The sequence below is a fragment of the Thermococcus sp. SY098 genome (assembly GCF_035621495.1).
Taxonomy (GTDB): Archaea; Methanobacteriota_B; Thermococci; order Thermococcales; family Thermococcaceae; genus Thermococcus_B.
This window is the reverse complement of the sequence record NZ_CP141821.1, coordinates 1,970,604-1,990,330: the sequence shown is the minus strand read 5'-3', so window position 1 is coordinate 1,990,330 and position 19,727 is coordinate 1,970,604. Positions and strand designations below refer to the sequence as shown.

Annotated in this window: 25 protein-coding genes; 10 read left to right on the top strand and 15 right to left on the bottom strand. The window is 40.5% G+C overall.

The features are described from left to right. Positions 1 to 21 precede the first annotated feature (21 nt). The 3 genes from cyaB to VFC49_RS11185 are packed head-to-tail and all read right to left on the bottom strand — an operon-like array spanning position 22 to position 1,562. On the bottom strand, positions 22 to 543 hold the full coding sequence (gene cyaB, locus VFC49_RS11195; RefSeq protein ID WP_324735588.1) for a class IV adenylate cyclase: 522 nt from the start codon (positions 541 to 543) through the stop codon (positions 22 to 24). Continuing rightward, positions 544 to 1,032 carry an Lrp/AsnC family transcriptional regulator gene (locus tag VFC49_RS11190; RefSeq protein WP_193385910.1) on the bottom strand — a complete coding sequence of 163 codons (489 nt, stop codon included), beginning with the start codon at positions 1,030 to 1,032 and terminating at the stop codon, positions 544 to 546. Beyond that, complete coding sequence (locus VFC49_RS11185) at positions 1,029 to 1,562, bottom strand: flavin prenyltransferase UbiX (protein WP_324735587.1); 534 nt, start codon at positions 1,560 to 1,562, stop codon at positions 1,029 to 1,031. Before VFC49_RS11185 ends, VFC49_RS11190 begins: the two co-directional genes overlap by 4 nt. 159 nt (positions 1,563 to 1,721) lie before the next feature. On the opposite strand from VFC49_RS11185, the gene VFC49_RS11180 reads away from it, so the two are divergent. After that, positions 1,722 to 2,528, top strand: coding sequence for a DNA integrity scanning protein DisA nucleotide-binding domain protein (locus VFC49_RS11180; protein ID WP_324735586.1), 807 nt, complete (start codon positions 1,722 to 1,724; stop codon positions 2,526 to 2,528). Between the two features lie 19 nt (positions 2,529 to 2,547). Here VFC49_RS11180 and VFC49_RS11175 read toward each other — a convergent pair whose 3' ends face one another. The 4 genes from VFC49_RS11175 to VFC49_RS11160 are packed head-to-tail and all read right to left on the bottom strand — an operon-like array spanning position 2,548 to position 6,344. Continuing rightward, positions 2,548 to 3,789: an NDP-sugar synthase gene (locus VFC49_RS11175; RefSeq protein ID WP_324736758.1), complete on the bottom strand. Its 1,242-nt coding sequence runs from the start codon at positions 3,787 to 3,789 to the stop codon at positions 2,548 to 2,550. A 48-nt stretch (positions 3,790 to 3,837) separates the two neighbouring features. Further along, positions 3,838 to 4,110 carry a helix-turn-helix domain-containing protein gene (locus tag VFC49_RS11170; RefSeq protein WP_324735585.1) on the bottom strand — a complete coding sequence of 91 codons (273 nt, stop codon included), beginning with the start codon at positions 4,108 to 4,110 and terminating at the stop codon, positions 3,838 to 3,840. A 6-nt stretch (positions 4,111 to 4,116) separates the two neighbouring features. Next, complete coding sequence (gene feoB, locus VFC49_RS11165; protein WP_324735584.1) at positions 4,117 to 6,114, bottom strand: ferrous iron transport protein B; 1,998 nt, start codon at positions 6,112 to 6,114, stop codon at positions 4,117 to 4,119. After that, positions 6,111 to 6,344, bottom strand: coding sequence for a FeoA family protein (locus VFC49_RS11160; RefSeq protein ID WP_324736757.1), 234 nt, complete (start codon positions 6,342 to 6,344; stop codon positions 6,111 to 6,113). Before VFC49_RS11160 ends, feoB begins: the two co-directional genes overlap by 4 nt. Before the next feature lie 271 nt (positions 6,345 to 6,615). Here VFC49_RS11160 and VFC49_RS11155 point away from each other — a divergent pair, with 271 nt between their 5' ends. From VFC49_RS11155 to VFC49_RS11145, 3 genes are read left to right on the top strand one after another with little or no spacing between them, the layout of a single operon-like run. Then, positions 6,616 to 6,984, top strand: a complete 369-nt coding sequence (locus VFC49_RS11155; RefSeq protein WP_056933257.1) for a DUF4870 domain-containing protein — start codon at positions 6,616 to 6,618, stop codon at positions 6,982 to 6,984. Between the two features lie 37 nt (positions 6,985 to 7,021). Beyond that, on the top strand, positions 7,022 to 7,825 hold the full coding sequence (locus VFC49_RS11150; protein ID WP_324735583.1) for a 7-cyano-7-deazaguanine synthase: 804 nt from the start codon (positions 7,022 to 7,024) through the stop codon (positions 7,823 to 7,825). Next, complete coding sequence (locus VFC49_RS11145; RefSeq protein ID WP_324735582.1) at positions 7,803 to 8,789, top strand: AIR synthase family protein; 987 nt, start codon at positions 7,803 to 7,805, stop codon at positions 8,787 to 8,789. The genes VFC49_RS11150 and VFC49_RS11145 overlap by 23 nt, the downstream gene beginning before the upstream one ends. On the opposite strand, the gene VFC49_RS11140 is transcribed toward VFC49_RS11145, so the two are convergent. Then, the gene (locus VFC49_RS11140; RefSeq protein ID WP_324735581.1) at positions 8,790 to 9,860 is read right to left on the bottom strand and encodes an mRNA surveillance protein pelota; all 1,071 of its coding nucleotides are present in this window, start codon (positions 9,858 to 9,860) and stop codon (positions 8,790 to 8,792) included. Between the two features lie 87 nt (positions 9,861 to 9,947). On the opposite strand from VFC49_RS11140, the gene VFC49_RS11135 reads away from it, so the two are divergent. Next, positions 9,948 to 10,169 (top strand): antitoxin VapB family protein, encoded by a 222-nt coding sequence (locus VFC49_RS11135; RefSeq protein ID WP_324735580.1) that lies wholly within the window; start codon positions 9,948 to 9,950, stop codon positions 10,167 to 10,169. Continuing rightward, entirely contained in the window at positions 10,142 to 10,516 is a 375-nt protein-coding gene (locus tag VFC49_RS11130) for a type II toxin-antitoxin system VapC family toxin (protein WP_324735579.1), read from the top strand. Before VFC49_RS11135 ends, VFC49_RS11130 begins: the two co-directional genes overlap by 28 nt. Here VFC49_RS11130 and pepQ read toward each other — a convergent pair. After that, on the bottom strand, positions 10,513 to 11,556 hold the full coding sequence (pepQ, locus tag VFC49_RS11125; protein WP_420719635.1) for a Xaa-Pro dipeptidase PepQ: 1,044 nt from the start codon (positions 11,554 to 11,556) through the stop codon (positions 10,513 to 10,515). The genes VFC49_RS11130 and pepQ overlap by 4 nt on opposite strands. Positions 11,557 to 11,656: 100 nt before the next feature. On the opposite strand from pepQ, the gene VFC49_RS11120 reads away from it, so the two are divergent. From VFC49_RS11120 to VFC49_RS11110, 3 genes are read left to right on the top strand one after another with little or no spacing between them, the layout of a single operon-like run. Further along, positions 11,657 to 11,914 (top strand): 50S ribosomal protein L35ae, encoded by a 258-nt coding sequence (locus VFC49_RS11120; RefSeq protein WP_042679753.1) that lies wholly within the window; start codon positions 11,657 to 11,659, stop codon positions 11,912 to 11,914. Positions 11,915 to 11,962: 48 nt separating this feature from the next. After that, entirely contained in the window at positions 11,963 to 13,102 is a 1,140-nt protein-coding gene (locus VFC49_RS11115) for a tRNA (guanine(10)-N(2))-dimethyltransferase (RefSeq protein WP_324735577.1), read from the top strand. Between the two features lie 41 nt (positions 13,103 to 13,143). After that, positions 13,144 to 14,238 (top strand): VIT1/CCC1 transporter family protein, encoded by a 1,095-nt coding sequence (locus VFC49_RS11110; protein ID WP_324735576.1) that lies wholly within the window; start codon positions 13,144 to 13,146, stop codon positions 14,236 to 14,238. Here VFC49_RS11110 and VFC49_RS11105 read toward each other — a convergent pair. From VFC49_RS11105 to VFC49_RS11080, 6 genes are all read right to left on the bottom strand, one after another. Then, on the bottom strand, positions 14,235 to 14,636 hold the full coding sequence (locus VFC49_RS11105) for a type II toxin-antitoxin system VapC family toxin (protein WP_420719617.1): 402 nt from the start codon (positions 14,634 to 14,636) through the stop codon (positions 14,235 to 14,237). The genes VFC49_RS11110 and VFC49_RS11105 overlap by 4 nt on opposite strands. Continuing rightward, positions 14,623 to 14,847, bottom strand: a complete 225-nt coding sequence (locus VFC49_RS11100) for a hypothetical protein (protein WP_013466578.1) — start codon at positions 14,845 to 14,847, stop codon at positions 14,623 to 14,625. The genes VFC49_RS11105 and VFC49_RS11100 overlap by 14 nt, the downstream gene beginning before the upstream one ends. A gap of 46 nt (positions 14,848 to 14,893) precedes the next feature. After that, positions 14,894 to 16,258: an MATE family efflux transporter gene (locus tag VFC49_RS11095; protein ID WP_324735574.1), complete on the bottom strand. Its 1,365-nt coding sequence runs from the start codon at positions 16,256 to 16,258 to the stop codon at positions 14,894 to 14,896. Positions 16,259 to 16,304: 46 nt separating this feature from the next. Next, positions 16,305 to 17,309, bottom strand: coding sequence for an ABC transporter substrate-binding protein (locus tag VFC49_RS11090; RefSeq protein WP_324735573.1), 1,005 nt, complete (start codon positions 17,307 to 17,309; stop codon positions 16,305 to 16,307). Positions 17,310 to 17,382: 73 nt separating this feature from the next. Continuing rightward, entirely contained in the window at positions 17,383 to 17,571 is a 189-nt protein-coding gene (locus VFC49_RS11085) for a 50S ribosomal protein L37e (RefSeq protein ID WP_013466575.1), read from the bottom strand. Positions 17,572 to 17,582: 11 nt separating this feature from the next. Further along, positions 17,583 to 17,813: an LSm family protein gene (locus VFC49_RS11080; RefSeq protein ID WP_013466574.1), complete on the bottom strand. Its 231-nt coding sequence runs from the start codon at positions 17,811 to 17,813 to the stop codon at positions 17,583 to 17,585. A 182-nt stretch (positions 17,814 to 17,995) separates the two neighbouring features. Between VFC49_RS11080 and glyS the strand changes: the two genes are divergently transcribed. After that, the gene (gene glyS, locus VFC49_RS11075; RefSeq protein WP_324735572.1) at positions 17,996 to 19,708 is read left to right on the top strand and encodes a glycine--tRNA ligase; all 1,713 of its coding nucleotides are present in this window, start codon (positions 17,996 to 17,998) and stop codon (positions 19,706 to 19,708) included. The last annotated feature ends 19 nt before the right edge of the window (positions 19,709 to 19,727 follow it).

Sequence of the window (19,727 nt, the reverse complement as noted above, 5' to 3'; positions counted from 1 at the left end):
ATGAAATTAAGTGATAATATTTTACTCTTTCTGTACATGTTTGAGAGGTTCTTTAAGCATTTCTTGATATAATCTCTGCTCCACATCTTCTTCTCTCAGCCCCAGCATGTTTGCAACTTCCCAAATTCTCCTTTTTGCCTCTTGGACATCCTCGGCTATAACCTCAATATCCAAGAAATCCCCCAGTCCCTCAACCTTATTAAGCTCAAAAGTAATATCTCCAAGCTTGTACACAAATCTATGCTTCCTAACCCAAACATCTTCCGTAAATCCCAAACGCTTTAAAATAATTCTCATCTTTTCAAAATCCTCAACTTTAACTTCAATTTCGTCAAATTCTTCGTTCCTTTCATCTTTAATCTGCTTATATCCAAGGATGACCTCGTCCAGATTAACAATTTTCCTAATCCTCAAAAGCTGTTTTGATGGAAGGGCGAAATATAAATCCTCCTGAACTTCCTCTCCTACAAATTTAGCCCCTAAGTCTTCGATTTTTCTTCTGATGTTCTCGAAGTTAACCCTAAATTTTACCTCAATTTCCATTCAAATCCCCGCAAGGAATCCAATAATTTCCCCACCCTTCTTGAACGTTCTAACTGGGAACACCAGTACCTCCTTCAGAGTCGGTATGGTTTTTATATTGTCCTCTATAAACTTCTCGAGCTTTTCTTGAGTCTCATCTCCAACCAAGGCAATTATTTTGTCTTCCTCGCTTTTAGCGACCATGAGAACATTTGGCAGCATTGCAAGGGTCTTTGTTATGTATTCAAGATATCTTTCAAGGAAATCCTCAATGACAGGTTTTTCAACCCTTAAAATCAGGAAAGCAATATGTTTGGGCCTAAGAGTTTCTCCAAGGATAATTGTATATCTTCCTATTATGCCCCTTTCCTGAAGCTTCTTGATTCTGAAGTGTATAGTGGATTCTGGCTTGTTTAGCTTTTCACTGATTTCAGAGATAGTCAACCTGGCATCCTCTTTGAGCAACTTCAATATTGCCCTATCCAGATCATCTAACTGTAACACTTTTATTCACCCCACCTCTTGTATAAATCATAGGGGATACCTAAAATGTCTAAGATTTTACCAATTATAAAGTTTATTATATCGTCTAATTTTTTAGGATTATGGTAAAATCCTGGAGATGCTGGCATAACTATGGCACCAGCTTGTGTAACTTTCAACATATTTTGAATATGGATCAAGTTCAATGGAGTTTCCCTAACAAGCAGGATCAGCTTTCTCCTCTCTTTCAATGCAACATCAGCAACTCTCGTTATCAAATTGTCAGCATAACCATTTGCCACAGCACTTAGGGTCTTCATAGAACATGGGGCGATTACAACTGCATCAAATCTGTATGAACCGGAAGCAATTGGTGCAAACAGCTCGTCTTCCCTGTAATCTGGCTCAAAATTGATACCAACCTCATGACGAATTACTGCCAGTCCTGTTTCTGACGCAACTGTAATAACATCATGCCCCAGCTTTCTCAAAACTTCCACAAGCCGGAGCCCGTAAATTACGCCACTTGCTCCTGTTATTCCCACCACAATTCTCATACTCCCACCACTGAAGACCGCATTTTTATGATTTTTAACTATTAACACCCCTTAATTTGTAGGTTATCCAAAGTATTAAACGTTTTTCATTATTAGAATCAGGATTTAACGAACAACATTTATAAATATCAAACGGTAATACTATAAGACGGTGTAAAAATGAAGAAGAGTGGATACACCAAAGTTCTTCTCAATAAAGCCTTAGAGATAATTAAAGAAATTGATGCTAAAGCACTGGTACTGATAACCCCCTCATTTGAAGGGAAAATACCTGAAGTTGAAGTCCCCATTATACTTGTTGGTAAGGACTTTGATATCTCCGATGAAAGGATTAAAAAAATCCCCTTACCGCTATCTTTAGGGATAAAGAACGTGGTAAATCTCATTTCCGCATTTCTTGTTGAGAACAACATTATATCTAACGGAGAAACATTCCTCTACATCACTCCAAATACCCTCGGGATAAGAACTGTAAAAAGAACCATAGCAACTACAAAGGGTTTCTTTGAGGAAGCCCAAACCGTGCTTCAAAGGCTACTTGAAATAGCAGTGGAATTAAGCTTAGAGGGAAAGGAAGGATATCCTGTTGGAACAATATTTGTGGTCGGAGACACAAAAAATGTTCTGAAGTACTCTCATCAGATAGTCCCAAACCCCTTCAGGGGGCATAAGCTGAATGTGCTGGATAAGAACATTAAGGGTGTTATAAAAGAATTTGCAACCCTTGACGGGGCATTTATAATCAGCAACACCGGAAGGATCGTGGCAGCAGGCAGATATCTTGATGTTGACCCAAAAAAGCTTGATGTCCACTTACCTCCGGGGCTGGGGAGCAGGCATCTTGCAGCCGCAGCTATCTCAAAGAAAACAAAAGCAACAGCAATAACACTCTCGGAAAGCGGAGTAATTAGGGTATTTAAAAATGGCGAGATAATCCTCGAGTATAATCCCAGAATGAGATATTAAAAATAAAAATATGGAACACTCAGAACAGCCACTGGTTTTCAATGCATTCATCACAGGGTGGCTTTTCTCCAGCTATTGCTCTGAACTTCTTGTATATACACTCCGGCAGACCAAGAGGACACCTGTCTGGGGTGAGCTCTGGTCTCACTTTCGTTGGATCGAGCTTTATCTTGATGTATGCTTCGTACTCTTCAACTTTCTTCCATGGGAGGATCTTCGCCCCATAAATCACCAAATTGTCGTAAATCTTTGCATAATCTCCAACAACTGCGCCCTCTTTGAGGATGACATTCTTCCCTATTACTACTCCTTCTCCAAGAATTGAGTCCTTAATTTCGCTCTTTTCTTTTATTATGTCGCTCCCGATGAGGATTGATCTCTTTAAGTAAGCTTTATCCTCAATTATTGTGTTTGGTCCAATGTATGTGTATGCTTTGATCTTTACCCCATGTCCTACTTTTGCTCCACTGTCAATATATACAGGGCCTTGAATTTCAACGTCCTCTGGAACTTCTGCATCCTCTTTTATCGTAAAGTATCCATCTTCCCTCGCAATTTCGTCAAGAGCTATTTGATGGGCATAGAACAAATCCTCTGGAGATCCGAGGTCAACCCAGTAGTTTTCCTTCGGCATTTTATGACCATAAACTAAGCCTTGGCTGACAAACTTTGGAAGGATTTCCCTCTCAAAATAAACTTCCTTTCTCCGTGGTATCTCCTTCAAAATTTCCTTATCAACCACATAGATTCCAGCATCAACTAAGTTAGTTTTTGGTCTCTTTGGTTTTTCTTCAAATTCTACAACTTTTCCTTCCTCATCAGTTATTACGACACCGTATTTTTCTGGGTCATAGACCTTGGTTAAAGCTACTGTTATAAGACCATCGTTTTTCTTATGAGACTCAATGAGTTCTGCAAAGTTGAAGTTCGTGAAGACATCTCCGTAAATTACTAAGAACTCATCACTGACATACTCTTCAACATTCTTTAATGCTCCTCCTGTTTCAAGAGGCATCGGATCATTCACGAACCTTATGTCTTTGGGATAATCGCTCATCTTCTCTTCTATAAACTCCCTTATCTCTCCCCTCATATAGTGAACCGACAGGATTATTTCGTCAATCTCCTTTATCTTTTCCAAGTTTTCCAAGAGATACTGCAAATTTGGCTTTCCGAGAACGGGAACCATTGGTTTTGGTCTTGTTGATGAAATTGGCCTCAGTCTTGTTCCAAATCCTCCAGCAAGAATAACAGCTTTCATTAACACCACCGATAATAATTAAGATCGAACGCTTATATATTTTGCTGCCTAAGGTGTTTTTGAAGAATTGGATGAATTTTTCTCGGATATCTGGTAAATCTGTCCCTTAAAGTGAATGCATGAGCCGGAGCATATCTTCTTCATTGGACACTTACTACAGACAGAACTTCCAAACTCAACTTTTTCGATATATCCTAAGCTTTCCAGTATTTTTATTATTCCGCTAACTTCCTCAACACTTATACCCATAACCCTTGCTATTTCTTTGGGATTTGTATACCCACTTTTGATAAGCTCAAGGACTTCTTCAATGTTTACCACAACCTTTCACCCCAAGATAAATAATCCCAGATGATACACAAGAATCCCAATCACGGTTGCTAATATAAGATTGTAGAGCGAAGCAACTAAAGCCCACTTCGTCCCCCCTTCAGCTCTTATTGCAGCAATTGTAGCGATGCAGGGAAGGTAAAGGGTTGTTACAAGAGATAAAACAAACGCCTGCAGTGGTGTCATTGCTTGCCTCATTAAGACCCCCAATGCTTCTTCATTCCCCCCAATTCCATATATAACACCATACGTAGCGATAACATTTTCTTTTGCTATTATCCCAAAAATTAAGCTTACAGCAGCTTTCCAGTCAAGGCCCATTAGTTTAGTCACGGGTTCTAATGCCCGCCCAATGATTTCGGCATAGCTTAAACCAGTACCAACAGGCTGTGGATAATTGCTCAGATACCATATTGCAACTGCCCCAGCAAGAATCACAGTTCCTGCCTTTTTCAAAAATTCCTTACTTCTCTCCCACGAGTGAATCACTACACTCTTCCATGAAGGAATTAAGTAGTCAGGAAGCTCAATTATGAATGGGCTTTCTTCCCCCTTAATTACGAATCTACTCAGTATAAGGGCTGAAATCAATGCTAATCCAAGAGAAATTGCATAAATGCTGATGGCAACAAGGGCTTTATGCCTCTCAAAGAAGACTCCAGCAAGAAAAGTTATAACCACCATTCTTGCACTGCACGGCACAAGAGGGTTTATGATCATTGTTAGAATTCTATCTCTCTCATCATCTAATGCTCGAGTTGCCATAACTGCAGGCACATTACATCCAAATGCCAAAACCATTGGGATAAAGCTCTTCCCTGGCAAATTAAACTTCCTCATTATTCTCTCCATGACAACAGCCGCTCTTGCCATGTACCCAGAATCTTCAAGGAGAGACATTGCAACAAAGAGCAGGAACACCAGAGGAAAGAAGCTCAAAACTGAGCCAACACCACCAATTATCCCATCAACAATCAGGCCTCTTAGAGTGTCATTAACTATATATCTCCCAATGTTATCACCCAACACTCCAAAAAATGAGTCTAAACTTTCCTGAAGTGGCGTTCCAACTGTAAAGACGAGCTTAAAGAGAAAATAAAAGATTGCAAGGAGGGATAGCATACCATAAACCGGGTGCGTCAGAATTCTGTCAAGCTGATCGGTTAACGTTTCTTTTTGCTCAGCAAAGTGAGTAACAAACTGATGAATTAAGTTATCGATGAACTCATATTTCTGATTAGCAATAATGATATCAAGAGATTTTTTATAATGCTCCTCCAGCTCTCCTATATGGTGCAGAATTTCATCCATCTTTTCATGTCCAAGATGTGAAAGAACCAGTTTTATGACCTCTTCATCCCTCGTCAAAAGTTTTATAGCCAGCCATCTAAGGTTGTATCTTTCAGCTAAAGCTGTTTCTTTTAGTATCTCACTTATATGGGAAATTTCTCTCTCGATGATATCATCATAAACAGGAACAACAGGATTAACGGTAATTTTACCATCAGCTACAGCCACTATTTTTCTCTTAAGTTCCTCAATTCCAGTTCCATCCTTTGCATTTGTTGGAACTACTGGGATACCAAGCACTTTCTCCATTTTCCTAAAATTAAAAGTTATCCCCTTTTTCTCAGCCAGATCAATTTTATTGAGTGCAATTACAATATTTTTGACCCCCATTTCGAGGATTTCCATGGTCAGAAAGAGATTTCGCATAAGACATGACGAGTCTACAACATCAACTATAACATCAGCATTCCCATTTAGAATAAAATTTCTCGCTATAAGCTCATCAACAGAATGAGCCGTCAATGAGTACGTTCCAGGGAGATCAACAACCAAAAACTCTCTACCTTTATACTTCATTATTCCCTCTTTTTTCTCTACTGTAACCCCAGGCCAGTTGCCAACATGCTGCCTCAGTCCTGTTAAGGCATTGAATAGTGTGGTTTTACCAACGTTTGGATTACCAGCGAGGGCAATAACTTTTTTCATCGAAGTTCCCTCCGGACGATTATTTTATCCGCTATTCCCCTGCCAATAGCTATTCGTGAAGAACCGACAGCTATGATTATTGGTCCGGGAGGCGAAGATTTGAGCACACGAATTCTGGTTCCAGGAGTAATTCCCATTCCGATTAACTTCTGTCTCACCCCAATGCCCCCATGGATGTCAACAACGACTCCCTCTTCCCCTTCTTTCATCTGAGTTAAATGCACATACATGATCATCACCATTAGGACAACCTAATTCTATAGGACTAATAGAATAGGAAGCCTTAAAAAGTTTTGGTGAGCCTAACAAAACATCGGGTTCGAGATTTAAAACAAAGCAAGATGCTTTCCAATTCAATAAGGTTCGAACATTTTTTGAAAATTATAAAACAATTTATGCAAAAGTATCAACTATCATGAAATCATTTTCAACAGTTTTAGAAAAGTATTTAACCAGGAAAGTTAAAAATAAGTTGATATACTGCTATGTGAGGTGTTGAGAGTGGAGGAATATGGAAGTGGAGAAGTAGAAAAAAGCAAAACGTCTTTAGGACTTGAAGAAAACATTGAAGCGGCGCTGGCTTATGTCCTTGGATTCCTGACAGGCATAATTTTCCTTCTCTTGGAGAAAGAAAGTGATTTTGTCAGATTCCATGCCATGCAGTCAACGATCACATTCTTGGGAATATTCATAATTCAGAGAATCCTCATGTTTATACCATTTTTGGGAGCAATTTTAGGCATGCTTTTGGGTTTAATTGCCCTTGTCTTGTGGATACTTGGGATAGTTAAAGCATACCAAGGGGAGTACTATAAATTCCCAATTGTGGGAGACATTGCGGAGAATCAGGTAAGAAAGATGAGCTCGTGAAATTAAATTTTTAAGTCTTTTTATTTTCATTTTCATCATGCTCGCAGAAATTATAAAGGAGACAAAACAGTTTGCAGAAAACACTGGGCTTCATAAAAAGAAAATACTCCTCATGTTTTCTGGAGGAAAAGACAGCAGTTTAGCCCTGTATATTATGAAAAAAGCTGATTTAGATGTTTCTGCCATAACCTTCTTCCACAAATGGAGCTGGAGGGAAACACTGCTGTGGGGAATGAGGTTCACTGAAAAACTTAGAGTCGAGCATTATCTTATTGATATAACAGAAGGACTTCTCAAGAATTCAATTGGAAGGAAGGGCCCAATATGTATCCACTGCAAAAAAGTCATGATAAGAAATGCCTATTGGTTTGCAAAAATTAACGGCTTTGAAGTTTTAGCAAAAGGTGACAATGCAAATGATAAGATAATTGGAGCCCTGCTCGATCAGTGGAAGGGGGACATAAGGTTGAGTGAGATACCAAGGATCGGGATTCCAGTATTCAGACCGCTGATTAAGTACACTGCTGAAGAAGTTGAAAAGCTTGTAAAAGAAGCGGGTATAAAACCTTACAGGATGTATGAATATGGAAGAAGAAGGCAGTGGAGAGAGGGTTGCCCTCTGCAGTATATTGACAAATTTAAAATCATTAAGCAGGAGTATTTCGATTTGGCTTATGAGGTAAACTACGAGATAAGCAAGCTTGCGAGAAAATACAAAGTCCGAATGAGCGTGAGAGTGCCGAGTTTAGAGTTAATGTGCCATGGATGTAATGAAAAAATCCTAAGAGAAGCAGATGAAATCATTAGGAGGTTTAGAGATGTTACCGCTCGGGAAAATTAGAGGCGAAATTTTAAATGAAGCCATCTTACCACACCTCAACATTGAAGATCCGAAAGTTGTTTTCGGTCCGAGAGAAGGCTTTGATGCAGCAGTTCTTGAGTATAGCAATGAAAACTATCTCGTCATAGCAACTGATCCAGTTTTAGGCGTTCCAATGGAGCATTTTGGATTCTTCACGTATCATTTCGCAGCAAGCGATGTTGCAGTTTTTGGGGCTAAGCCGAGATGGCTGATTGTTGACCTATTGTTATCTCCAGGTTCCACTAAAGAAGGGCTCGCTCAAATAATGGAGGAACTCAATGAAGAGTGCAGAGAATACGGAACAGCTGTAATCGGGGGACATACGGGAGTTTATACCACGATTAAAGAAACAACCGCCACCACAACGGCACTTGGATTGGTGAAGAAAGAAGACCTGAGACTACCGTTAGCAAAACCCGGTGATGATATAATAATAACGAAGGGCATTGGGATAGAGTTCGCCGTTGGAGCGGCTTACTTCAAGAAAGAAGATCTTAAAGAAACTTTAACCCCAGCCGAAATAGCCAAGCTCAGAGAGATGTATAAGCTTGAAACTGTTGTTCCTGATGCCCTTGCTGTGAGAAAGTTCGTGAGAGGTATGCATGATGCAACCGAAGGGGGTTTAACAGCCCTTCATGAGATTGCCGACAATTCAAATGTTGGCTTTAGAGTTTATTATGACAAAATTTACATTCCCCCTCTCGTCAAAAAAGTTCTTGAAGCTTTTGATGTGAATCCTCTAACTGTCTCATCAACTGGAACGCTGGTGATAATTTCTCCCAGGAGGAATTCCTCAAGAATAATCGAGGAGCTATCTAAGAATGGAATTAAAGCTTTCATCATTGGTGAGTTTACAGAAGAAAAAGACAGGGTTTTAGTGAAGAACAGCGAAGAGGAGGAGTTCCCAAGATTTGAAAGCGATGCCTATGCCGAGATTTACTAATCACTTGATCTTATACCTCAGCAGTGCGGCAATTCCTCCTAAAGCTTTCAGCTTTTCACCGCCCTCATGTTCCGAGCTGACAATTACTATTTCTCCCCTCATCTGCCTGACGAACTCCATGAGCTGTTCAATCTTTTCTCTCATCTCTCCCTTCAAAAGCTCATCTAAAACGAGTAGAGTCTCAATTGCTCCATAATTCGCTGCTTCTTCGACCTCTCTTATACCGTAAGCCACCAATCCATTCTTTGCAATCTCCTCTATGACCTTCTCCACGAGCTGAATTTCCTTTGCGACTCTGTTTTCATGGTAAACTTTGTCAACGGTTCCTCTCCTAATGACCTCATAAATCCCTGTTCTTCCTGTAACACTTGTGTCCTCAATTACAACACGCTTTGCTAACTCCGGATAATTCTCCTGAAGGAACCTGTAAAAGTTCTCCTTCACAAAGCCGGGACCGGCGACAATAGCTTTATCCACCTTTTCCCTCTCCATAATTTCAGCAATTGTCTTTGCTAAATCGTGGAAGAACTTCATTTCCTCAGCTTCCCTATTTGTGCTGTATCTCTTCCCCCCAAGGTTGTGTCTTATGTTGGCAATTATATCAACTCCGTATTCTCTCACGAGGGCAATATCGGCCTCACCATCATCTACAACAACAATCATAATTCTTGCTCTCTGAGAAGCTTCAACAGCTTGCTTTAATCTTTCCAAGTGGTGAGCCTTCCATTTGGGCTTTTGAATTGTAATAATGCTGTTCTCTTCAACTGCTATTGTGTGATACTTACCAAGGGGAACTTCCTCTCTTGAGGCATACACTATTGGACCAGTAATCCTCAACGCATTTGCAAACTTGTGGAAGTTGATTTTTTCAGCTTTAATGCCTAAAAACACCGGAATAGCCTGGACCTTTTCTGGTCTAAGGGAATCACTTCTCTGACTCTGCTTTCTGAGGGTCTTTGCATAAACTACATCTCCCTCCTCAATGATGTGATAGAGATGCCAGAGGTCATCGAGAGTTTCGGCTTTAACTTTAATTTTGCCCTCCTTGGGATTCTGGTCAAGTATTTTCATTCTCTCACCCCCCTATGTTCTCGAGGAAAAGGGTTTTAAATATCTCGATATTACATGCATTCGTGCATGCATGCACAGGTGATTAAAATGGGAAAAACAATAACAATATCAGATGATGTTTATCGGGAGCTTGTGAGGATTAAGGGGAAAAAGAGCTTCTCAGAAGTTATCAGAGAACTTATAAAGAAAGAAGGAAATCTCAACATCCTGCTAATAGGATTTGGAACAAGAAGTAAGGAAGAAGCCGAAAAGCTTGAGAAGGAATTAAAGGAGGCACAAAAATGGATGCAATCCTTGATACAAGTGTGATAATTGAGGTTTTTAAAGGAAATTCAAAAGTCGTCAAGTCTCTGCCTTCTGAATGGGTTTACGGTCTCTCTGCAATCACAGTTTTTGAGCTTTACTGTGGAACTCTGAAGGAAAAGGAAGAACTTATGATTGAAAAGCTACCAAAACTGCATTTTGACGAAAGAAGTGCAAAGATTGCCGGAGAGATCTACAGAGACTTAAAGAAAAAAGGCAATCTACCGCCTGCTAAAGATTTATTGATAGCTGCCAATGCAATAGCTCACGATAAAATGCTTGTTACCTGTGATGAGGACTTTGGACTGTTCACTGAATATGGATTAAAAGTTAAGATAATAAAAAGGAATTAAATCAGCTCTCTCTCCATCTTTGTGAGCCTCTCTGCTCCATCCTTCGTTATAACAACTGTATCCTCAATTCTGACGCCACCAAGCTTTGGAATGTAAATTCCCGGCTCAATTGTTATGACCATTCCTTCCTTGAGAACAGTCTCATCGTACTGACTTATCCTCGGAGGCTCATGAATTTCCAAGCCAACTCCGTGACCAAGGCTGTGGATAAAGTAATCACCATAGCCGTATTCCGCTATGATGGTCCTTGCTATGCTGTCGAGTTCCTTCGCAGTCATTCCCGGCTTAGCTTTTTCAACAGCTGTTTTTTGAGCCTCAAGAACTATCTCATAAATCTCCTTCTGCTTCTCATTGGGCTTTCCAACAACTATGGTTCTGGTGATGTCAGAATTGTAGTGCCTGTAAAGTGCCCCTAAATCTATGACGACCAAATCTCCTCTCTCAATCCTCTTATCGCTTGCAACCCCGTGAGGGAGAGCTGACCTGTGACCGCTGGCGATGATTGTATCAAAGGCTGGCTTTTCAGCACCGTTCATCTTCATAACATACTCAACCTTTGCTGCTATTTCTCTTTCTCTCTTCCCTTCGCTGATTTCTTCAATAGCTACCATAACAGCCATGTCAGCTAATTCACACGCACTTTTGATTATCTCGATTTCTTCTTTGGTTTTCACAATTCTAAGGTCTTTTATAACATCATCAACGCTCCTGAACTCCTTTATCTCAGCTTTTTCTTTAAGTGCATTCATGAAGGAAAAGCTTGTTGAACCTTCAATTCCCAAAATACTGTAAGATTTGAGCTTTTCGTAAAGTTCTGGCAGCCTCTTGAACTTTTCAACGGGTAGTTCAGTCTCTTCCTTTGTTGCTTCATATTCAAGTTCGGGAACATAAATTATAGCCTCATCCGGAGTAACAACTAAATACCCCCCAGCTAACAGAGAAGCTCCAGAAAAGTAGAACAAGTTTTCACGTTTAGAGATGAGCGCTGCATCAATTGAGTTCTCGTTTATAAACTTTTGAAGCTTCTTTATTCTTTCCATTTTCATGATCACCACCAAAGCTGAATAGCTGGGAGAGAATAAAACCCTTTCCATCAATAAATTTAAAAGCTCTCTTCAGTAGGCATTAACGGTGAGAGCGATGAAGGGGATAGTGTTAAGCTACATGAGGAGTAAGGAAAATCAGCACAACCACCACATGATTATCAAGCCTCTCGGAATTGAGAGCAGGGAGGAGGCAGCAAAGCTCATAGGAAAGAAAGTCATTTGGAAGAGCCCGAGCGGAAAGATAATTGCCGGCAAAATTGTCAAGCCACATGGGGTTAGGGGCGAGGTTAAGGTAAGGTTCGAAAAAGGCTTACCCGGACAAGCTCTTGGTGATTACGTCGAAATTCTCTGATTTCTTTTCTTCTTAGCCTAAGCTTTTTGTAAATAGATTGGTGGTACCATGGAGCTAACAGAAATAAATGAAGGAAAAGCAAGGGTTCTTGTTCCAAAAGCTGAGCGTATTTATGATGCTCCAGTTTTTTACAACCCCATGATGGCTCTGAATAGGGATTTAAGCGTCCTTCTCCTCAAGGTTGTTAAAGCAAAGAAAGTTTTAGATGCTTTAAGTGCTACAGGGATTAGGGGGATCAGGTATGCCTTAGAGACTCCAGCAGCTGAAGTTTGGATGAATGACATAAATCCAGATGCCTTTAAGCTGATAATCAAAAATCTGGCACTCAACTTCCCTGGTAAAATTGAGATACATGAGAAGAAAGCATTTTTAAAAGGAAACAAGGTTTTAGTTGCAACAAACTTAGATGCCAACAGATTGATGAATGAGCAGTTCAGGTATTTTGACTTCATTGACTTGGATCCCTTTGGTTCTCCAATGGAGTTTTTAGACTCTGCTTTGAGAAGTGTAAAGCGGAAAGGAGTTTTAGCCATAACCGCAACAGATACCGCTCCCCTCTGCGGAGCTCATCCAAAGGCATGTCTAAGAAAATACAACGCAGTGCCAATAAGAGGCGAGCTCTGCCATGAAGCGGGGCTGAGGATTTTAATAGGAACCGTTGCGAGATATGTTGCAAAGTATGACATGGGCTTTGAAGTTCTTTTTGCGTACTACAAAGACCACTACTTCAGGGTATTCTTAAGGTTCAAAGATGGAGCAAAGAAAGGGGACGAGACTTTAGAAAAGCTCGGGTATCTGTATTTTAATGAAAAGAATGGAAAATTTGAGATTGAGAGGAGCTTTTTGCCAAGCAAAACTAAAGCTTATGGGCCTTTGTGGCTTGGGGAGCTCAAGAATCAAGAAATTGTTGAAGAGATGCATAAGCTGGCAGAGAGAGAGGAGATTGCAGAGAAAAAGAAAGTGCTGAAGTTTTTAGGAATTATCAAAGAAGAGCCTAACATTCCATTTTTCTATGATACTCATGCATTAGCGAGGAGGAACAACCTTGAAGCAAGAAAAGTTGCCAAAATCATTGAGATTCTTGAAGAAGAGGGCTACAAAGCAACGAGAACTCACTTCTCACCAACCGCTCTAAAGACAAATGCCCCTTTTGAAAAAGTGATTGAGATTTTAAAGTCATTACAGTAACTTTAATTAACTCTTTTGTTCAGCTTTTTAGGGGATGGAAGATGGACGAGATGATAAAGTCGGCACTTCAGTTTTATGAGGATGAATACTCCGATTCAATTCTTTATGCTCAGCTTGCTAAAACTGAAAAAGACGAGAGTTTAAAGAAGGAATTTCTGAGGCTTTCAAACATTGAAGCAAAGCATGCAAAGTTCTGGCACGATTTCTTGGTAAGGAGAAATGTCAGAACCCCCCGGATGAAAATCAGCAAGCTGAGCCTTTACAGCATAAGGCTTTTAAGGAAAATTTTAGGGCCTGGAGCTGTTGCTTCACTCCTCGAGATGGGAGAAAACAGCGCAATCCAAAAGTACTTCAAATTCCTCACGACATATCAAGAGAAGCTCGATAAAGAAGAGAGGAGAGAATTAAGTGAGGTCATCTTGGATGAGCTTGAACACGAGAAGTTCTTCTACGAGAGCAAAAAAAGACTCCATGTCGAAAACATCCGAGATTTAGTCCTCGGCATGAACGATGGATTAGTTGAGATCCTCGGAGCAGTTACTGGACTGTCAGCAGTTTATGTGTATAATCCAAAGCTCGTTGGAATTAGCGGTCTTATAGTTGGAGTTGCCGGAGCGCTCTCAATGGCAATTGGAACTTTCATATCAGTTCGCTCTCAGAGGCAGGTAAACGAGAGCATCAGACAGAGAATGGAAGTCCTGTTCAGAGTTTCTCCAGATAGAGCAGAAGATGAGCTTTTAGACAAGCTCCTTGAGAGCGGTATGCCTGAAAATGTTGCAAAAGAGGTCGCCGAAAAATTATCCTCAAACCACGATGCAATAATTAAGCTACTTGTCCAAGAAGAGGATGAGAACGAGATAAGAGCAGCCCTTTATACTGGATGCTTTTACTTGCTTGGCGTAGCGTTCCCAGTTACACCTTATTTCTTTGCATCATCATCACTGGTTGCACTGCCATTCTCCGTATTGTTAGCGGGAACAGCGCTGGCAGTAGTTGCGACTTTTATATCGGTGCTCTCAGGAATCTCAATAAAGAAGAAAGTTACGGAGATGGTTACTACTGGATTAGGGGCAGCGTTTGTTAGCTACCTCTTTGGTCACTTGATGGAAGCCCTATTCCACGTTTCGACACTCTAAAGGTAGAACACCACAATATCAAGCTTTTCTGCAACTTTTCCCTGTTTTTCATCGCTGGTTGCTAACTTTCCATATTTGAGAGCCTGAGCGATGTAAAGAGAATCGTAAACGGTAACATTATTCTCAAGAGCAATTTCTTCCGCCTTAGGCAAGTATTCAATTGGATCCTCATAGATGATTATGCCTTTAGTTGAGTGAAGATAGCCAAGCAATTTCTCTGCCGTTTTGAGAGGAATATCTTGGTAAAGAACACAACGCTTCCAAATTGCATTTGCCCCTTCAATCAATGCCATTTCTAAAGAAACCAACTGATTCTGACGAAGAAACTTCGAAACGTCACGCCAGCCCTCTTCGCGGAGGAGATATTTGATTAGAGACGAAGTGTCAATTACTATCACGAGCATCCCTCACAAGCTTCACTGCTTGTCCCTTTTTCATGAGAGGAACTTCCTTTTCGAGAAAAGCATCAATCTCATCAAGCAACTTTCTTTTTTCCTGCTCCCGTATTTTCATCTCAATAAACCTCCGTATCTCTTCGCTCCAGTTTATATTAACTTCCTTCATTTTCGCTTTAAGCTCATCAGGAATACGGATGCTGACAACAGCCATAACATCACCGTTTATATACTCGTCATACATACTTATAAACATTGTGTCATACTTTTATGTACTTCCACTTCCCCTTTTTAAACACCCACCAGAAAAAGCCAGCGGTTGTGAATGTCTCAAGGCTCATTGCAATCCAAGCAGCAATAACCCCAAGCCCTTCAAAGCGGAATGAACCAATTGCAAAGCCAAATCCCAGAAGATAAGCCGGAAGAATCCTAAAGAGTAATTTGCTAACAGCCGTTATATACATTGGACTCTTCGTATCCCCTGCACCTCTCAAAGCTCCACTGAGAACAAAGAGCCAGCCCAATGGGATTTCGCTTATACCCACAATCATGAGATAGATTGCAGCCAAGCGGATAACTTGCCAATAATTGGGATCACTTTTTGTTATAAATGGCATAACGAGATATTTTGGAAAAGCAATTAAAATTACAGCCATGACGCTCATGAAAGCCGTTACCATTTTCAATGACTCATACACAACTTTCTCAGCTTTTTCTGGATTCCCCTCACCCAAGCTCTGTCCAACCAAAGCTGATGTGGCAACATTAAAGCCAAAAGCTGGCATATAAGCTATGCTCTCTACCCTCAAGCCAACTTGATGAGCAGCCAAAGCTACCGTTCCAAATCTCGTAACGATGCTTATATAGATGAAGTTGTAAACGCTGAAGATAATCCTTTCAATTGTTGCTGGAATTCCAATTCTTAGTATTCTTTTAATCAGTGAAATATCAAATCTAAAGCTGAGCTTAAGCTTCAAAACAAGCCTGTTGCTTAAGAAGAGGAACATTCCGACAACAAAAGCCGTTGCAATTGAAAGTCCGGAGGCTAATGCAGCCCCCTTAACTTCCAACCTTGGAAAGCCAAACTTTCCGAAAATTAAGAGATAATTCAAAACAACATTGAGAACATTCATTAAGATGCTCAGCTTCATTGGTGTTTTTGTATCACCCGCTCCTCTCAAAGCTGAAAATGCAGCAAAACCCATGAAATTGATGGGATAGAATAGGAAATACATCCTTATGTAATCATAGCCAAGTTTTATTACATCTTCACTGGCTCCCATTATCCTCAGTGCATCATCTCCAAACAAAAATCCAAATACCATGACTGGTATTCCCACCAGAAAAGCAAGGTAAATTCCCTGTTCCAATGTCAAATTAGCCATATCGTATTCTTTAGCACCCACAAAACGGGCAACTAAAGCCAAAACACCTGTTGAGATTGCAAACATTATGGGCATCATGAACCACGAAAGCTGTGCTCCCAAACCAACGCTTGCGATTGCAAGAGCACCCAGCTGTCCGACCATTATCATGTCAACTAAGTTAACAAGGGTTTGAGATATGTTTGCTAATATCGCCGGCCATGCAAGCTCCCATAACCTCTTCCTTAATTCGCCATCCATGGTAATCACTTAGATGAATGTCTAAGCGATAAAAGAGAAATGGAAGTTAAAAATCTTGCGATAAGAAGAGCTTTTCAAGATTGAACACTTTGAGACCAAATCGATTTAGCATTTCTTCAACTTGCTTTTTTGTGAGTCTGTAATCATAGACAAATCCCCCAAAGCTTTCCCTCACAAGTTTTTCATCAAAGTCCATAACCTCTACCATTAGACGTATAGCTTCCTCTTTTCGTTTCTCCAAGTTTTCAGTGTTGTACTTAAATCTTTCAAAGAATTCTTTAAAAATATCCTCATTAACGTCCAAAAAGCTCAAATTAACCCCCAAGGCACAGCAGGGGTATTTTCCAAAATAATTAGAGTAGTGATAGACATCAAAGCCCTTCTTTTTAAGCAGAGTTAGATAAGGCTCCCAGATGCTTATTCCGTCTATTTCCCCACTAAGAAAAGACCTCACGGCATTCTCTGGATTTTTAAAATATGTCACCTTTATATTCTTCAATCCTCCTTTTTCAAGGAACAATTTTAACATGGTTTCCATTGTAGAAAGCTCAGAGGAAGCAATGGTTTTTCCTTCTTCGAGCTCTCCTCTCACAACAAGTCCACTGCCAGCAAATCCACAACCAGAGACAATTTTAATGCTTTTCATTAATAATGAATAGAGGAGTTGAGTGATTAACGGCGAACACGCCAAATCGACCTTTCCTATTGCAAGGGCATTCGTAAGCTCAAGGGCAGAATTGTAAACCAAAACCCTAACATTGTACTTTTCTCTCAAATCATAAGCCGTTAAAAGAGCATGTGGGTACTCAACAGCCCTTAAAATTCCAAGTCTAAGAGTATTTTTAATGGGAAAAGGTGCCTCATCAATAGCCCATATTCTGTATGCTTTTTTTCCGATATTCTTTTTCACGATACGCTTCTCCTTTTCAAGAGCCTCAAGCGCCTCAGCAATTGTCGAACGAGAGTAACCCAAATTGTACAGCTCACTCTGAAGAGCTCCATCGTGCCCTTTTGATTTTAAATATTCCAAAATGTCATTTTTTGCGCTCATAATTTAGAATTTAAAACAAAAGTTTATAGAATTATCCCAAACCACCAATACAGAAAAGCAAAATAAAAAGAGATCAATGGACGTTCTTAGCTTTTTTCCACTTCTTTGACCAGCTGTACTTCCTTAATCTTCTGCTTCTTCCAAATCCACAAGCGGCACAGTATCTCTTTCTAACGTTGTAGGCTTTTCTTCCACATCTTCTGCACTTTATATGAGTTGGTGTGCGGTTCCTCTTTCCATGGGGTGCTGTTCCGCTTCCCACCGAGAATCACCTCACTCAGTTTCTACTGGTGAAATAGCCAACACATTGTCTCCTCTAATCACTATCTTACCATACTTCTTTGTTACCTCGCCGCCCTCAATAAGCTGAGCATCTGCAAGGACAACATTCAGGTGAATGTCATAACCGATAAGCTTGCCTCTAAACTCAAATCCCTTCTTAAGTATAACCAGCACATCTTTGTCCAGAGACCTGTGTATAACATCAAGTGGTCTTTCCGCCATTTCTCTTCCCTCCTAAATAATCAAAGCTGAAGCTCACATTCATAACGGGAAAATTGGTTTATAACTCTTTCGTATAACAGCCCTGGGATAACTTGTTGAACACCAACTTTGGTAGAATGTCAAAAGATACTCCACAAAGTTTTTAGGATTTTGAAGTGTCAAAACCTTAAGGTGGTTAGGGGATGAAGATAGACAAGTATGAAATCCTTTCGGATTTGATGAGGAGAAGAGGCTTTGCATGGGGAAGCTTCGAGATTTATGGTGGGGCGAGAGGTTTCTACGATTACGGTCCTCTTGGAGCGACAATAAAGAGAAAGATTGAGCGTAAAATCAGAGAAGCCTTTCAGAGAGAGGGGTTTTTTGAGCTTGAAACTCCGGACATAACTCCTGAGGAAGTCTTCATAGCTTCAGGTCATGTTGAGAAGTTTGTTGATCCTTTAGTTGAGTGTACCAAGTGCCACGCAAGATACAGGGCAGACCATCTCATCGAGGAGAGCTTGGACATTGATGTTGAAGGCTTGAGTGCCGAAGAGCTCACGAAAATAATAAAGGAAAACGGCATAAAGTGTCCTCAGTGTGGTGGAGAGCTGGGCGATGTTTGGTACTTCAATCTGATGTTCGAAACGTACATCGGTCCTTACAAGGACAAGAAAGGGTATCTAAGACCAGAAACAGCCCAGGGTATTTTTGTGAACTTCAAGAGGCTTAATGCCTTTGCGAGAAACAAGCTCCCATTCGGTGTGTTCCAGATTGGAAAGGCTTATAGAAATGAAATTTCACCAAGACAGGGGATGATCAGGCTTAGAGAGTTCACTCAGGCTGAAGTGGAGATATTTTTCAATCCAAAAGAGACCGAGCATCCGCACTTCGATGAGGTCAAAGACGAAGTTGTTAGGCTTTACCCCATCGAACACCAGCTCAAGAACTTGGGGATGATTGAGGTAACTCTTGAGGAAGCTGTTAAAAAAGGATATGTCATGAACACGTTCTTTGCCTACTACATGGCTATGGTGAAGAGAATTCTCCTTGACATAGGAATTCCAGAAAAGGCGATAAGATTCAGGCAACAGCTTCCAGAAGAAAGGGCACACTACTCAAAGGATACATGGGATGTTGAGATTTACAGCGAAAGATTTGGATGGATTGAGTGTGTTGGTATCGCGTACAGAGGGGATTACGACTTGAGCAGACACATGAAGATGAGCGGTGCCGATTTGACGGTTATGATTCACTACGATAAGCCCAAGACCGTGAAAAGGCTCAAAGTTAGTCTAAATATGAAGAGAGTTGGTCCAAAGCTTAAGAAAGATGCAAAAAGAATAAACGAGAAGCTCAAAGAGATGAGCGAGGAAGAGCTTAGAAAGCTTGTTGAAGAACTTGAAGAGGAAGGTAAAGTCAGCATTGAGGGTTACGAGCTTGAAAAAGAGGATTTCATAATCAAAGAGGTTGAAGAAAAGATAACCGGTGAAAAGATTGTTCCTCACGTCTTAGAGCCGAGTTTCGGTATTGATAGACCTTTCTATCTACTCCTTGAGAACTCACTAACAATTGATGAGGATGGAAGAATTTACCTCAAGATAAAGAAGGATATGGCGCCAATAGAGGTTGCCGTTCTACCGTTAGTTGCAAAGGAGCCACTAACAACAATAGCCTACAATGTCTTTAGGACGCTCCAGAAAGCGGGATTCATAGCAGTTTACGATGAAAAGGACACAATAGGGAGGAGATACGCAAGATACGACGAGATTGGAACTCCATACTGTGTGACCATTGACAACCAAACACCGGAAGACAACACCGTAACAATCAGAGACAGAGATACGAGGGAGCAAATTAGGGTTAAGATTGATGAATTACCAGAGAAGCTGAAGGAGCTTATCTTTGGCTCCTCTTGACTTTTTTCCAAATTATTCC